Source organism: Bacteroidia bacterium (assembly GCA_033391075.1).
Taxonomy (GTDB): domain Bacteria; phylum Bacteroidota; class Bacteroidia; order J057; family J057; genus JAWPMV01.
In genome coordinates, this window is the sequence record JAWPMV010000001.1 from 2,517,444 (window position 1) to 2,531,738 (window position 14,295).

At 41.7% G+C, this 14,295-nt stretch carries 12 protein-coding genes; 4 read left to right on the forward strand and 8 right to left on the reverse strand.

Annotation, left to right across the window (positions count from 1 at the left end):
• Positions 1-708, forward strand: coding sequence for a CDP-alcohol phosphatidyltransferase family protein (locus tag R8P61_10210; protein ID MDW3647428.1), 708 nt, complete (start codon positions 1-3; stop codon positions 706-708).
• Here the strand turns inward: R8P61_10210 and R8P61_10215 are convergent.
• Both R8P61_10215 and R8P61_10220 read right to left on the reverse strand, forming a co-directional pair.
• On the reverse strand, positions 671-1,483 hold the full coding sequence (locus R8P61_10215) for a class I SAM-dependent methyltransferase (GenBank protein MDW3647429.1): 813 nt from the start codon (positions 1,481-1,483) through the stop codon (positions 671-673). The genes R8P61_10210 and R8P61_10215 overlap by 38 nt on opposite strands.
• A 9-nt stretch (positions 1,484-1,492) precedes the next feature.
• Positions 1,493-2,203 carry a class I SAM-dependent methyltransferase gene (locus R8P61_10220; protein MDW3647430.1) on the reverse strand — a complete coding sequence of 237 codons (711 nt, stop codon included), beginning with the start codon at positions 2,201-2,203 and terminating at the stop codon, positions 1,493-1,495.
• A 75-nt stretch (positions 2,204-2,278) separates the two neighbouring features.
• Here R8P61_10220 and R8P61_10225 point away from each other — a divergent pair, with 75 nt between their 5' ends.
• From R8P61_10225 to R8P61_10235, 3 genes are read left to right on the forward strand one after another with little or no spacing between them, the layout of a single operon-like run.
• The gene (locus tag R8P61_10225; GenBank protein ID MDW3647431.1) at positions 2,279-3,022 is read left to right on the forward strand and encodes a sulfotransferase domain-containing protein; all 744 of its coding nucleotides are present in this window, start codon (positions 2,279-2,281) and stop codon (positions 3,020-3,022) included.
• A gap of 21 nt (positions 3,023-3,043) precedes the next feature.
• Positions 3,044-4,771: a hypothetical protein gene (locus R8P61_10230; protein MDW3647432.1), complete on the forward strand. Its 1,728-nt coding sequence runs from the start codon at positions 3,044-3,046 to the stop codon at positions 4,769-4,771.
• A 24-nt stretch (positions 4,772-4,795) separates the two neighbouring features.
• Complete coding sequence (locus R8P61_10235; GenBank protein ID MDW3647433.1) at positions 4,796-6,316, forward strand: BCCT family transporter; 1,521 nt, start codon at positions 4,796-4,798, stop codon at positions 6,314-6,316.
• A 102-nt stretch (positions 6,317-6,418) separates the two neighbouring features.
• Here the strand turns inward: R8P61_10235 and R8P61_10240 are convergent, their stop codons facing one another.
• The 6 genes from R8P61_10240 to R8P61_10265 form a co-directional block, all read right to left on the reverse strand.
• A complete protein-coding gene (locus R8P61_10240; GenBank protein ID MDW3647434.1) occupies positions 6,419-7,024 on the reverse strand; it encodes a DUF1415 domain-containing protein in 606 nt (201 codons plus the stop codon).
• A 175-nt stretch (positions 7,025-7,199) separates the two neighbouring features.
• Positions 7,200-8,711, reverse strand: a complete 1,512-nt coding sequence (locus R8P61_10245) for a DUF2330 domain-containing protein (protein MDW3647435.1) — start codon at positions 8,709-8,711, stop codon at positions 7,200-7,202.
• A gap of 51 nt (positions 8,712-8,762) precedes the next feature.
• The gene (locus R8P61_10250) at positions 8,763-10,262 is read right to left on the reverse strand and encodes a DUF2330 domain-containing protein (protein MDW3647436.1); all 1,500 of its coding nucleotides are present in this window, start codon (positions 10,260-10,262) and stop codon (positions 8,763-8,765) included.
• Between the two features lie 9 nt (positions 10,263-10,271).
• Positions 10,272-11,123, reverse strand: coding sequence for an RnfABCDGE type electron transport complex subunit D (locus R8P61_10255; protein ID MDW3647437.1), 852 nt, complete (start codon positions 11,121-11,123; stop codon positions 10,272-10,274).
• A 217-nt stretch (positions 11,124-11,340) separates the two neighbouring features.
• Positions 11,341-11,601, reverse strand: a complete 261-nt coding sequence (locus R8P61_10260; protein ID MDW3647438.1) for a hypothetical protein — start codon at positions 11,599-11,601, stop codon at positions 11,341-11,343.
• A gap of 98 nt (positions 11,602-11,699) precedes the next feature.
• Positions 11,700-14,291, reverse strand: a complete 2,592-nt coding sequence (locus tag R8P61_10265) for a PKD domain-containing protein (protein MDW3647439.1) — start codon at positions 14,289-14,291, stop codon at positions 11,700-11,702.
• Between the last annotated feature and the right edge of the window lie 4 nt (positions 14,292-14,295).

The following is a 14,295-nucleotide window of genomic DNA, read 5'->3' on the forward strand; positions in this document are numbered from 1 at the left end:
ATGACTCGAATTAAGATTGAACACATCCTGAAATGGAGCGAAAGACATACTTATGTGCTTCTGCTGGGGATTGGTCTTTTTCTTTTTTATGGAATATTATGGCCAATGATCAGCCTGGCATTGCTGTCTTTCATTTTCTATATCCGCCAACACCTCGACTATCTAAAAGGCCTGAGTCCTTTTGGAGGCTATGCAAACTGGGTAACTTTTTTTCGACTGTTGCTGGTTAGCTTTGGGGGCTATTCTTATCAAGTCTGGCCGGATCCCTATCTATTTGCAATTTTTACGCTGGCAGTATTACTGGATGTCCTGGATGGATATTTGGCAAGAAGATTTGAGCAAAGCAGTGATTTTGGATTGTACCTGGACATGGAAAGTGATGCCTTTTTTGTAGCACTCATTGCCAGCCTGCTGTATGCAAAAGGCCTATTGGAAGCCTGGTTATTATTTCCGGCTTATTTACGCTATTTGTATATGATTTTTCTGAAAGTCCTGCCAGGCGAACCTAAAAAAGAGCCCAAGCGTTCCTATGCCAGTATAATTGCAGGCTGTTTTTTTGTGGCTCTTTTGCTTCCTTTTATCCTACCCTTTGAATTGTATAGTTGGCCACTGAGAATTTGTGGAGCTTTGATTGTCATTTCTTTTGGGATTTCCTTCTGGTATCAACTATTCAGTCCCGTTTCTCAAACTGAAATAGCCGATATCTAAAATGACCTTTGGCATATAAATAATCCATCCAAAGTCCTCCTTCATAAATTCGGATCAAATGTTTCCATTTTTCTTTTCGACTCAGGAAAGCCAATAGGCGGGAAATGCTGGCCAGAAACTTACTGAGGAAGGCAGATTTTTGGGGTAAAGCCTGATCCAGCTCATAACTTTTGATCAAATGGAGTTGATTAGATTGGCTTGCTGTGAGGAATTCTTTTTCAGTATAAAGCTCTGGTACTGACCAGAGTTCCTGAAACCTTCTTCCGACCTTTGGCGGGAGCTTTGGCCCTGCATAATCTTCCAATACAAAAAAACTGCCACCTACTTTTAAATGGGCGGCCAGATTCTTAAAGCTATTTCTCCAGGAAGGAGCATGTTTGAGGGATTCCATGCTAAAGATTGCATCGAAGGGACCTCCCAAATCATCATCAAAACTTAATTCCCTAAACTGCAATTGGTGGCCCAGCTTCTTTTTGTCCCGACTTTCTCTTGCCTTCTCTAACTCTTTTTTACTCAGGCTAATTCCTAATCCACTATGTCCACTTTGGGAACAGATTTGGATTAAACTATAGCCAACCCCGCATCCCGCATCCAGAATTTTCAAAGCTTCCGCTGATGGTAGCAATTGGAAGATGAGTTCGGTAATATCATCCATGCCTTCAGCTCCTTTTATTTGCTGAAAGTCCAGTTTTTTATGAATAGGGTATGCCTCTCCGGATCGTTTTTCCTTCTCAAACTCAAAGAGTCGATCGTAGATTTGGCTTACCTGGTTCAAATTTCTGGACTAGCTAAGGCCTAAATGGAAAATGAATTCATAGGCAAATTTTATAGAATCATCAGCTTCCTCTTTTCTCTTATAATCAACGGGAAACAATCTGCCTCCCAGAGAGAACCAATGTGCCCATCTTCGAGAGGGCCATATATCCGGATAAACCGCCTTGAGCTTGAAACCTGCATCCTCGAAGATTTCCTGCCATTGCTCTAGGGTGTTGGCGCCTTGATGACCTTTCTTGTTGATAATGCCTAAATGCTCTTTCACCAACTTCCAACTGGCGCGATTTGAATTTCTCACCATAAAACAAACTTCGGCATCAGCTTTACTTACTCTTCGAATTTCTTGCAATACCTTCTGGAGCTGAAGCATTCGTTCCAGGGAACCTATGCAAGTAATATATTCAAAGCTGTTATTGGCAAAAGGCAATTGTTCGGCATTGGCAACTCTCAGGTCTGCATCCGGCAAAGCTTCTTTTGCCATCTGGATTCCTATGTCCGAAATGTCTACTCCATGGAGGTCCAGTTCGTACTCCTTTGCAATCTTTAATAATTGTCCGGGACCACAAGCCACATCCAGGATGGAAGCTCCTTTTCTGACTTTTAGAATCTCCAGGAAAACATAATAGGCTTCCCTGGGTCTTAGATAACTAAGGCCTCTGTTTTGGTAGGTTTTATTAAACCATTCCCTTACGCTTTGTTGTTCTACTATATTTGTAACCATATGTATTTGATCTCATCCATATACTTGGATACTCGTTCCGCTTTTTGGTTACCAAAAAAATAATTTTCCTGGTAGATGTACCGAATTCATGCTTCATATCACAAATGCCTGACCCAATACTATATGCGTATCATGCGCAAGGTCTTCAATTGGCTACCCGGAAAGGAAGCTTATCGGCATTTCGAAAGCATCGAAGGCGTCTTTTATAACAACTTGCATCGCTACAAGGTTTTATCAACCAACAATTTTCGAATAGAGCCAGAACGAATAGATGGAGACTTTCGAATTTCGCGCTTCATTCGTGATCCTCGTGACCTGATTGTCTCTGGATATTTTTATCACAAAAGAGGAGCAGAGCCCTGGTTTAGAATGAAAAACCCTAGTCCAAAATATTGGGAAGCTCTCAATGGAAATGTTCCTCAGGGGCAGCCGACTGATCTTTCTTATGCCGAGTATCTGGAAAGTCTGGATAAGGAAACAGGACTTCTGGCAGAAATTGAATGGCGGAAATACCATTTGGAATCCATGAGAAACTGGCTGGAGGACGAACGGGTGAAACTCTTTAAATACGAAGATATCCTGGGAAATGAGGTAGCGGTATTTGAAGAGATCATGGAGCATTACGGATTTCATGGATTGACTTTGAGTCGAGTTAAGTATCTGGCAGAGAAGTATCGATTCAAATCAGGTGGGCGTAAGGACAAACACATTCGCAATCCTAAACCTCAACAATGGAAGGAACATTTCACCCCCAGAGTTGAAGCAGTTTTTATGGAACAATACGGAGACATCCTGGAGTTATACGATTATCCAACATAGATAGATCATTTTAGAAACATCATGAATCAGGTACAGACATTTTGGGCCTTCTTTTTTCTGATCAATCTCCTGCTTTTTTTGCCAGGATACTTCTTTGATCTGAAGACTTCTTCTTTACTTCCGATTAGAAAGTTGTTTAGACAGAAAAGCCTTAAACAAAAGATCAATTACTTTTTCGTGCGTGAAAATCAGGACCCCTTCAAGCTCAATGGAGATCTGATTACAGCTATTGCATTTATGCTGCTGGTTTCTGCTTTTCTGGGGGAAAGTATACCGGGGCTAATCTTAGGCCTGGTCTCTGCAATGAGTTTCCTTTATCTGATCTATTACTATGCAATGGTCAATGTCTATCAGACCGTTCCGGTTCTATACAATGATCTGCAATTTGCTAAAGTAGGTTGGAGTATCGCTACGCAGAGATTCCCGCTTCTTTTTGCTGTAGGCATATTGGGACTGATAGCTGTACTTGCTCTTTTCTTTTGGTTAGGTCAATCTTTAGCTGGCTTTTTATCGGCTATTGAACTCTCTTCTTTTTCAGGAGTACTGCTTTGCATATTGGGAGTCTATAATGTGTATAGGGGAATGAGGCAGAAATATGTGATCATCCACAAAAAACTCATGGTCGCTCCTTTGATCCATTTCATAAAAAACATCAAAGTAAGTATAGAAAGTCGGGCGAAAATGAAGGCCTGGAAGCCTGAGTTTTTCAATAGCCTGAACATTTATAAGGATTCTCAACTCAATCAAAGACCAAATATCATCATCGCATCTCTTGAGTCTTATGGTGCTATCATCCATGAACTCCCGGAACTGCGAGAATTCTTTGGGCCGAAACTCATAGAGGAAGGGAAATTATTGGAAGAGTCGGGATGGCATAGCAGTACCATTCTCAGCAAAGCTCCACGTATATCCGGAGGTAGCTGGCTGAGCCATTCTTCTTTTTTATATGGGATTTTTATCAATGAATTTGCCATCTATGAATCCCTGATGAACAATCCGGTATTCGAGAAGTATCAGTCACTTCTGCATGTCTTGAAAGATAAAGGTTACGCCAATTACTATGTCAATCCATTGGGAGGCTATGATATGAGTCGGATTAATTGGGACCAAATCCAGCGTATGTTCGCCGCAGATGAAATCATCAATGATGAAGCCATCAATTACCAGGGGAAAAGGACCGGCTCTATGGGCGATTCTGCTCCGGATCAGTATGGTTTTCGCTTTGCTTTCGACCGCATCCAAAAAGAAGAGACCGATCCCTGGTCTATGTTTTTCATCAGCAATAATTCCCATTATTCCTGGTTGAGTCCGAAAAATGTGGAAGAAGATTGGCGCAGGTTAAACCGGGATAAACATAGCTATGAAGAAACAGAAGCCGGTTCAACAGGATTACTGGAAAAGTACAAAGACTCGATCAATTATCAATTAGATATTTTTCTCCAATTTATTCAGCAAGAAGATCCGGAAAATACAGTATTGGTGCTCTTTGGCGATCATCAACCCCCAGCCATTACGACTAAAGATTCAACTTTTCATTCGCCTATACACATCATTTCCCGGGATAAAAGATTTGTGAACGGCTTTGAAAAATATGGCTTCAAAAAGGGCTTACTTCATGATGATCCTTTTGAAGGAATTGCTCATCAGTCTTTCTTCTCGCTCTTTATGAAAGAGATGATTGAGACCTATGGCGTGCAAGGAATAGAGGATTTGAAATACTTACCAAATGGGCATCAGATTTTGGGATAAAGACTATTAGCCCTAATTTGAGCTATGCCGTTCAAAAACTCGCTCAAAAAGGAAGTCTTTTTCCCACCTTTCATATTTCTGCTGATAGCTACTGCCTATAGTGTCATCGATCAAGATGGATTTTTAGAAAGTGCCAAAAGCATCAATAATTGGATATTACAGCACTTTGACTGGTTGTTTTCCTGGAGTACCTTTCTCTTTTTACTCCTTCTCATTTTTATCTATTTCTCTCCCCTGGCAAAAATCAGAATAGGAGGGAAGGATGCAAAGCCTATTTTAACGAAATGGAAGTGGTTTGCTATTACCTTGTGCACAACTGTTGCTACGGGTATCCTCTTTTGGGGAAGTGCCGAACCCCTCTTTCATTTGCATCAACCTCCCCTGGGAGGTGGAGCAGCTTCTGCTGAAGCCAAAGAGTTTGCCATGTCCACCATGTTTATGCATTGGACATTTACGCCTTATGGGATTTATACCACAGCGGCTCTTCTCTTTGCGCTGACCTATTATAATATGAAGCAGCCTTTCAGTCTGGCGAGTTTGTTGTATCCCTTGATTGGCAAACGGGCCTATGGAGGAATAGGAGTTGCCACAGATGTTATTTGTCTTTTTGCTTTGGTAGCGGGAATGGCCGCTTCTTTGGGAACGGGAATTCTGACCCTATCCGGAGGTTTACACAAAGTATTTGGCCTAACGGAAAGCAACTTCCTGACAGCCATAATTGCCTTGACGATAGTATGTGTTTTTATTGCTTCAGCTGCCAGTGGACTGCAGAAAGGAATTCGACTTTTATCGGATATCAATATCCGCGCGTTTTTTGTGATAGCGGGCTTTGTATTGATCTTTGGTCCGACCATGGATATGTTGAAAACTGGAGGGATCGGCTTATTGGATTATTTCCAGAACTTCTTTCAAAGAAGTACAGGTATAGGCTCTGATATTCCGGATAGCTGGAGCCATAGTTGGACGGTATTTTATTGGGCGAATTGGATGGCCTGGACGCCTATTACAGCTTTATTCCTTGGGAGATTGGGAGTAGGATATACCGTAAGAGATTTTATCCATTTCAATCTGGTATTTCCATCCATATTCGGCGGTTTCTGGATGGTGATATTTAGCGGAGCGGCTATGAATCTTGATTTGGGGGGAACTGAATTTCCCTTGTATGAAATTTTGCAAGCACAAGGAGAGCAAAATGTGATCTTCGAACTATTCTCTAAACTCCCCTTAAGCAATATCATCAGTATGTTTTTCGTGCTGACCATTTTCATTTCTTATGTAACTGCTGCTGATTCCAATACTTCTGCTATGAGTGGGATAAGTGCCAAAGGAATCAATCCCGAAAATCCTGAAGCACCTTTATTGATCAAAATCGCCTGGGGACTGATGATCGGTATTGTCTCTTACATCATGATCAGTTTTGCCGGAGTGGATGGGATACGGATGACTTCGAATCTTGGAGGATTTCCAGCTTTATTCCTCGTGATTTTTGTTGCGATTGGTTTGGTTAGGATGCTGCTCAGGCGGGAAGAGATGTTGGGGGAATAGACGGAGCAAATACTGTCAAAATTCTAAATCCATCTCAAAAATCCACTTATTACCTCAAATTTTGATGGACGTCAACACCTATAGATTCCTTTGGAAGCTATGTTAAATTGAAATGCCTTCAAGAATCTTTTCAAAATACTCACTTCCCAATTTCTGTGCGTGCTCGATATTTCTTTGGGGAATGGCCTCTGTATTGGGGTGCAATTGGATGGCTTTTTCGACGCTTTCTTCTCTCAGGAGATGGAGCATAGGGTAGGGGGAGCGGTTGGTGTAATTGGAGGCATCTGATTTTTCAGCGCCTTCAAATTGATAGTGAGGGTGAAAGCTGGCGATTTGAAAGACGCCCTCGTATCCCTGTTCTTCAGAAAGCTCCATAGCCATAGCCAGGAAATCGAGGTAGTCTTCAAATGCTTCCAAAGCCTGAGGAAAAATCAGAAGACTGGTCTCAATTTCTTCATGTTGATCCAAATGCTCAAGTTCTCTAACAAGTATTTCCAAATGCTCTTCCTGATCTATTCCTTTAAGCACCCAATAACGTATTTTATCCTGCTCAAAAGGTACTTTGGCAAAAGGGCAGAATTGCTCAGCAATTACGACTTGTTCGATCCAGTCTTTGGATTGGGAAATGGCAGCTTCTTCTTTGGACATGACGCAAGTACGTAAAAAGCGGGGAATATTCTTGCTGTCTAAGCCAAACAGCTCTGTCATTGCGAGTCCTTATTAAGGACGAAGCAATCTCCTTGACTCTATAAGATTTTTTGATTCAAGGGGATTGCTTCGCTCAAATCTTGAGCTCGCAATGACAGTTTGTTTTGCTTAATAAAATCCCGACCTTTTTTCAAAGACCGGGACGACACGATTATGCTTGAAATGTAAGTCTTCTTTAGCTGATTTGTGGCTTGAGTTTCTCTCGCTTTCGTAAACTTAATCCTATCAATACCATCACAAACAGTCCCAGTAAAATATAAGGAACCCATTTGAACCAATTAGGAAGAACGGGAAGGATAAATTCTCCTTTGTCTTCTTTTTCTGGTAAGGGCTCCAGATAGCCCCAATCTATGATGTGATGATCATATTCTTCGATATAATCCTGATATCCGATAGCGGGCCAGTCAGTTAAGGATTCCAGAGATTTTACTTCTTCTATTCTCCTTTTTCTTAAGCTTTTCAAGTAGGTCTGTGCTGCATCGCAATTATAAAGTCCAGTCGTAGATTTGCCCGGATACCTGAGCACATATCTTCCCTGAAAGTTTTCCCAATTAGGGGTTTCCTGGAAAGTCAGATCCTGAGGGAAGGTCTCTCGATTGTAGCGCACATGCATGCGGCTGATATAAAGTTTTCCGGAATAATTGAAATTGTTCCTGCTATTTAGCCAATCCACTCCTGCATCTACCAATTGAGGGTAGGTAAGGGCTGGAGTAGGACAAGGATCGCATTTGACAGGATTGCTACCTGTAATGTTCCATCCGTATTCAAACATGACTCCGTCTTTTCCTTTTTCTGCCCAGGACTTATCGAAAAGTGAGCTGTAAAAATTGTCGAATAATCCTGCTACGGCTAAGGGGACGTCCATATTGCTGGGAATTTCATGGGTCTGATAATTGGTGCATTCGATTCTTCCCTTCTTGGAAAAAGCATAGACGATCATATCCTGATCTCCTTTTGCATTGGCCATGCCTAGTCGGATGGGAAGCATAAATCGCTCCGAATTATAAGTGATTTGAAGAGGGTGCAGGTATTTATTCCGCTGCTTTTCGAAGGCTTTCTCATTGACTTTTACCACAAAGAATTTCATTCCGCTTTTGATATAAGGTTCCAAAACCTCGGAGGCTCCTTTCGGAATTTGATAGTCATGATCTTTTAGCCATTCTTCAAGGCCCTTTGATTTTTTAGCCGAAAGTATGAGGATGTCATATCCTCCGATGGTGTATTTTTTTTGAACTTTGACCTTATATTTTTTCCTTTTACCTGCTACTACCACTTCATCCAGACTGGTGACGGCCATACTCAGTTGTCTATGCTCTCTAATTGATTCCCCAACTATGGTTATTTCATTTTCTGCATTGGGTAAGGGACAATAGAAGTTAGGGTCATGGTACTTCACCAATCTTGGACCTGTATAATCGTTGAGTCGGGTGAAAATATCTTTCTCTATGACTTTGATCTGCTCTTTTTGCAGCACTTCCGGAACGGGAACTACCATGGCGAAATCCTTGATATCTCCGTGGAAATCGCTGTACATGGTTACTGTCATCTTATTCCCATCCTTTACCAGTATGACCTGTGAGGCATGGTTGAATAGATCCAGAGAAGCTTTTGCTACGTAAAATCCGCAAAAAGCCTGGCTGTGCTGGAATCCAAATAGGACCAGCAGAATCGCTAGTATGTTTTTCATGTCAGGTAAAATTAAAATGGGCAAGGACAGGACGCCCTTGCCCGATTATGTTTAGCTTAGTTGGAAATTTCTTTGTCTATTCCTGATCAGAATTCCCGTTAGCAGGATGCTCAGGATACTAAGCACAATGAGTGCCCAGAAGAGGGCCCCTTGAGAAGCCGGGCCAAATAGGAAGAAGAAGCCGCCTTTTCCATTGTTCTTTTTCTCGGGCAATGGTTGGAGATAGGGGCTATTCCCATTTTTCATCATCTTATCATACTCACGAATATAGCCTTGATATTCTGCTATGCTCCAATTGGTCAGATCAGCAAGGTTTTTCACTTCCTGAACTCTGCGATCATGAAGATTTTGTAGATAATTCTGACCAGCACTACAGCTCAAATCTCCCTTGGCAGGATGTCTCATGATGTAGCGTCCCTGGAAATTCTCTTTGTTAGGCGTTATCTGAAACATCAGGTCTTGAGGAAATGTCTTGCGATTGTATCTCACATGCAGGCGCGTCATAAATACATCTCCGGTATAATTGCTTCCCGCAGTTCTTTGATTGTTTACCCAGAAGACTCCTGCTTCTCTCAAATCTGCATATTGGGGAGGAGTGCCTACACAGGGATCACATTTTACATAATTTCTGGAGCTTAGGTCCCAGGCGTATTCCAGCATCAGGGCATTCTTTCCAGCATCTGCCCAGGCTTTATCGAAAAGTGACTTATAAAAGGGGCCGAATTTGGGTTGGATAGCCAAAGGAATTTCAATATTTGAGGGGATTTCAAGGGTACGGTAATTGGTGGACTCAATCCGACCTTTTTGGGAGAAAGAATAGACAATCATGTCTTGATCTCCATTGGCATTGGCCATACCCAAACGGATAGGTAGCATGAATTTCTCTGAACGGAAAGTCATTTGAATGGGACGAAGATTTTCTAATCCCTGGCTCTGAAAATTTTCCAGATTAACTTTCACCACGAAAAACTTCATGTCGCTTTTGATGTAGGGTTCTAAAACAGAAGCGGCTTTCTCAGGGATTTTGTATCCATTTTTCGTTAGCCATCTTTCCAGCCCATTAGATTCTTCTGCTGAAAGGATGAGGATGTCATATTCCCCTATGGTATAGGTTTCCAGAATAGTAACTCCATCATCTTTAGCTTCTTCCATCATCATTTCCATTTCCATATCTTCAACCGGTGCAGCTGCCATTTCCATGCTTGTACTTTTATTATAATACACTCGCTGACAGGGATTGGGATCATAATATTCTACCAATCTTGGACCGCTATAGGCATCGAGGATATCGAATATGCTTTGCTTGCTTATCCTGATTTGGTTTCTCTGCAAAACTTCAGCTACTGGAACTACCATAGCGAAATCTTTTACATCTCCTTCAAAGTCGCTGGACATGGTAATGGCCACTTGTGTTCCATCACGGGCAATGATTACCTGAGAAGTCTTGTTGAATAATTTTGCATCTGCTTTTGCTACATAGAAGCCACAGAAAGCGAAGCTTTGTATTGCGTGAGCAAAAAAGAACAATGATGTTAATACGGTTGTACGCATGCTTAATGATTATTTGTTGTATGATTTAGACGATTGTTTGATCCAGTGAAAACTCTTTCCTCCGTATTTCTTATTGAGGAAAACGGTGAGTGGACTTACGATAATGAGGGCCCAAATGGGCGCATCAAAAGTGTAAAACCAGCTGCTGAGGATATAGGTAAAAACTCCGATGATTACAGCCCAGATGATGCGGGCTTTGGGAGCCTTTGGAGTTGTTTTGGGGTCGGTGATCATGAAGAAGGTGAACAGTAAGAGGGTTCCGCTACTCATGCTGTGAAAAAAATGATCCAAAGGCCAACCCTTATAGATCACCTGTTCGATAAATATGAGTCCACCAAAACTGAATAGGAATCCCAGGCTTGTATCTATTCTTCCGACCTTGAGCAAGACGATCAAGGCTGCTGCTCCCATCATAAAGAGAAGGACAACATCACTGCCCCATTGTCCGGGAGAAACCCAGGCTTTCCCCGTAAGTAAGATCGCTCCAATGATGCCGATATTGGCGGGATTGAACAGATGGGAATCCTTGTAACGAATCAAGAATTTGGAACTGATGGCAATGAAAGCAGCCAGGCCCAATACCCATAAATCAGAAGATTTGCAGAGAAGGCATAAACCCAGAGCGGTAATCATGGCACTCTTGAGTCCCTGCATGCTGAGTTTATGCTTCTTGAGGAATACAAATTGCGTGAAAAGAGAGACTGATATGAGCAGCGCATAGGCGGCCAGATTTGCCTGCCAACCCAGAGCAAATATGCCATAAAGCAAAAATCCTCCCAGGTATATAATCTGAAAATGCCGGGCATCTTTCAGCAAGTGAAAGTTGGGAACTTTTGGCAAAGTAAGGCTCAGTGAACTCATATCTTATCGTGTTTATGGATAGGATATGTTCTCTGGACTTATTCCATAAAATTATTTTTTATCAGGCGAGATTTTAGGCAAAAAACAAGCCTGGAAAATCAGCTAAGAAACCAAGCTAGGAAGCTGATAAAGAGGTATTTGTGAAGAATGCTGTACAAAAAAAGGCAAAGCCTAAAAATTAGGTCTTTGCCGTTAATATTTTAACAGTAAAATACGATTAGTTGTATCTTCCTGTATGTTTTTCTATGGTTTTTTGGCTTGGAAAAAGGGCAAGCAAAATGCCGGTAAAGAAAGCTCCTAATCCCATAAAGGATCTCCAGTTCCACTGATAATAATCCATATTATTTAAGGAGACTTCATACCCATTAATGTTCTGTTCAATTACTTCTCCTCCAATTCCCATTCCCCAAAGGGTAACAAATAGGCCTATGATGATCAGGCTTAAAGCGATTGAGTTTTTTGCGTCAAGATTTGGCATGTCGAGTGACTTTGTTTTTGATTTCGCTGGCGAAGTTAGGAAAGGAAAAGCAGCTTAGCAAGGCTTTTCCTATGCTTTTAAGTAGTTATTAAACATAGTTAAAAGCGCCAGAAATTGTTCAGGTCCCGAGAAAGGCTTTTTGCCTGAAAATAGTACCTATTGTTGGGATCGCTTTTGATTCGCTGAAGATGGCTTTGGCTTATCTCGCTTTCTCCTTTTGCTAAATATGCCAAAGATAAATACCAGTCTTTGAGCTCAGAAGCAAAACCATCCAATTGACTATTCTCCAGAACTTCGCTTGCGTCTTCATAATCCCCATTGCTAAAAGCAGCCATTGCGAAGCGAAATCTATCGGCCTCATGCAGGGAATTAAGATCCTGCTTACTTATGCCAAACACTTCTGTAGGTCCATGAAATGAATCGAAATATTTATCAAATAAATGCTGATCGCTGTACTTTTTGCTTTGAACAGCTGAAAAAGCCAGAAAGGCTCCCAGGATCAGGCTGAGAAGTGCGGGACTGATAAAGCGATTGTATTTGCTGAGGTAGTCGCTTATGCTCCAGCTGGAGTTTCGCTTCATGAGACTTTGCATAGAGCTGTTTAACATATTATGGCTCCATAGAAAGCGCAGCTTTTCCTGAAGTTTTTGATCCTCCGGATACAGGGCCGCTTCATGTATGCTTTTCTGAATTTGTTTTTGTTGATAAGCTTGCGAACCTGGAGGTACTTCCGTTTCCTCCAAAAGCTCAAGAATGGCTTGTCTGGCAAGCTCTTCGGTTTGTGGATCAAGTTCCTTTAGCAAGTCTTTTTTAAGCTGCAAAGGAGCTTCTCCGCTTTGCATCCAGGGGATACGACTGAGTTTAAGGAGCTTGTCATAAGAAACCAGTTTATTGGCATCTGTTTCCAGACCGGATGCTTTATCAAGGGCTTTTCCGATTTTCAAGGTCATGGCCCAGGAAGGTTCGGCCGAAAGCATGCTTGCGGTTACCCATTTGTATAAAGCATCTCCCAGATAATCTTGTAGATCTTCTTTGGATTCAAAATCATAATCCTCCAGCGGGGGTTTAGCATTACTGCTAGCCAGTGCTTCCGATTTCATGCTCTCGAAATCCTGAATATCATCAGCTAATAAGGCTTCCAGGATTCCTTCCTGTTGACTAAGGTTTGCTTCCAGGACCTTGAATTGTCCCTGCAATTCCCTTTCTCTAAATCCCCAGGAATTGATAGGCTCTGGAGTGAGAATTACTTTTTCAGACCAGGCTTCAAAACTGCTTTCCGCCCAATCAGCCAATTGATGAGTCTTAAGATCTATCAAGTAAGAAGCTTTACTGAAAATCAACAACCTATCTGCCCGTATCTTTTTATCTATTAAGTCTAGTTCTATGCCTTCCGGAAAGTCTTCGTTATAGCAAAAACGAGGATCATTTCGGAAACGGAAACTGACAATGGGAACCTCTTCTTTTTTCAAGAGGAGCATCAATTGCTCAAATAATTCAGCCAGATGGTCCGAAGGTCCACTTTCGTCTATCAAAACCAGGTATTCACAACTCTCTTTTTCTGCCTCATAGACCAAAGCCGGAAATCCTCCGCTCCGAACCGTTTCATAAAGGGTATGCTTGATGTCCAGTTGCAAGTTTTCGGAGGCCCTCCTTTTTTTGAGTTTCTCGGCCAAACTATACATGCCAGCTTCTGCTTGCAATTCTTCTTCCCAATCCGGATAAGGAAGGCTGTAAGGAGCTTCTGAACCTGATTGGAAAAATTGCTTGAAATGGAAGCTGTATTGATTATGTTTCAGACTTTCAAGGTAGGACTCTACGCCAATAATCAACACAAGCGCCAAGAGAAAAACAGACCATTTGATCATCGTTAATTTGTCGACTTGCTCCTGAAGTTGCTGATTGTTGTAGGCAATATGATCTACTGCTAAATCATACACAGGCAGACTCATTATTTTACTTTCGTCTCCTATGCTAAGTCTTACAGTATAGATGCCCGGATCTTTATAAAGATGTTTGGGTTTCAAGAGTTGGGAAGAGGTATTGTCTCCAAAATCCCAGCGTAGCTCATATTGACTTAGGTCTTGTGGGCTTTCTATGATGAAATCAAAAGCTTCAGAAGCAATTACATGTCTAGGGCCGGGATGAAAGTCAAATTCTACTAATTTATCAGACTTTTCCTTACTGCTTTGGGTAGCTAACTGATCTGAAGAAGTTTCTTCCTGTCTTTTTATGATGTTTAGGTTTTCAGAAGCATTTTCCAGTATGTTTACGATTTCATTGCTTTCACTTGGTGGAAGAGGAGCTACATAATCGGAAGGAGTTTGTTGGTAGAGGAGAAAAGCATAGGTTCCAATCAGAAATAAAACAGCCAGTGCATACAGTCCGATTCGCTTTTTATTGAGCTCTTTTTTTATGACTTCTTTATCCGGAAACTCCCAATCCTCCGTAGCGACTGGAGCAAGTTCTTTCAATTCTGTATGATAAGCCTTAAAAGCATGTTTGAACTTTTCCTGTTCTTCTACATTCTTTGCAATAACAGGACTCAGGATTTGACTTAATTTTTCGGCTTGGCCCAGGTAATCGGCTCCCAGTTTTTGTAGAACTTCCTGTACCTTCAATTGCTCTGAGGGGCTTAGGTGAATGCCATATTGCTCGAGCTTGGTAAGGAGGCTACTGAGTGGGAGTTTCATGGGA

What these genes read in the sequence shown, in the direction of transcription:
- R8P61_10220 (MDW3647430.1), bottom strand. Translation starts at nt 2,203, where the DNA reads ATGGTTACAAATATAGTAGAACAACAAAGCGTAAGGGAATGGTTTAAT.
- R8P61_10230 (MDW3647432.1), top strand. Translation starts at nt 3,044, where the DNA reads ATGAATCAGGTACAGACATTTTGGGCCTTCTTTTTTCTGATCAATCTC.
- R8P61_10255 (MDW3647437.1), bottom strand. Translation starts at nt 11,123, where the DNA reads ATGAGTTCACTGAGCCTTACTTTGCCAAAAGTTCCCAACTTTCACTTG.
- R8P61_10245 (MDW3647435.1), bottom strand. Translation starts at nt 8,711, where the DNA reads ATGAAAAACATACTAGCGATTCTGCTGGTCCTATTTGGATTCCAGCAC.
- R8P61_10265 (MDW3647439.1), bottom strand. Translation starts at nt 14,291, where the DNA reads ATGAAACTCCCACTCAGTAGCCTCCTTACCAAGCTCGAGCAATATGGC.
- R8P61_10250 (MDW3647436.1), bottom strand. Translation starts at nt 10,262, where the DNA reads ATGCGTACAACCGTATTAACATCATTGTTCTTTTTTGCTCACGCAATA.
- R8P61_10240 (MDW3647434.1), bottom strand. Translation starts at nt 7,024, where the DNA reads ATGACAGAGCTGTTTGGCTTAGACAGCAAGAATATTCCCCGCTTTTTA.
- R8P61_10260 (MDW3647438.1), bottom strand. Translation starts at nt 11,601, where the DNA reads ATGCCAAATCTTGACGCAAAAAACTCAATCGCTTTAAGCCTGATCATC.
- R8P61_10225 (MDW3647431.1), top strand. Translation starts at nt 2,279, where the DNA reads ATGTACCGAATTCATGCTTCATATCACAAATGCCTGACCCAATACTAT.
- R8P61_10210 (MDW3647428.1), top strand. Translation starts at nt 1, where the DNA reads ATGACTCGAATTAAGATTGAACACATCCTGAAATGGAGCGAAAGACAT.
- R8P61_10235 (MDW3647433.1), top strand. Translation starts at nt 4,796, where the DNA reads ATGCCGTTCAAAAACTCGCTCAAAAAGGAAGTCTTTTTCCCACCTTTC.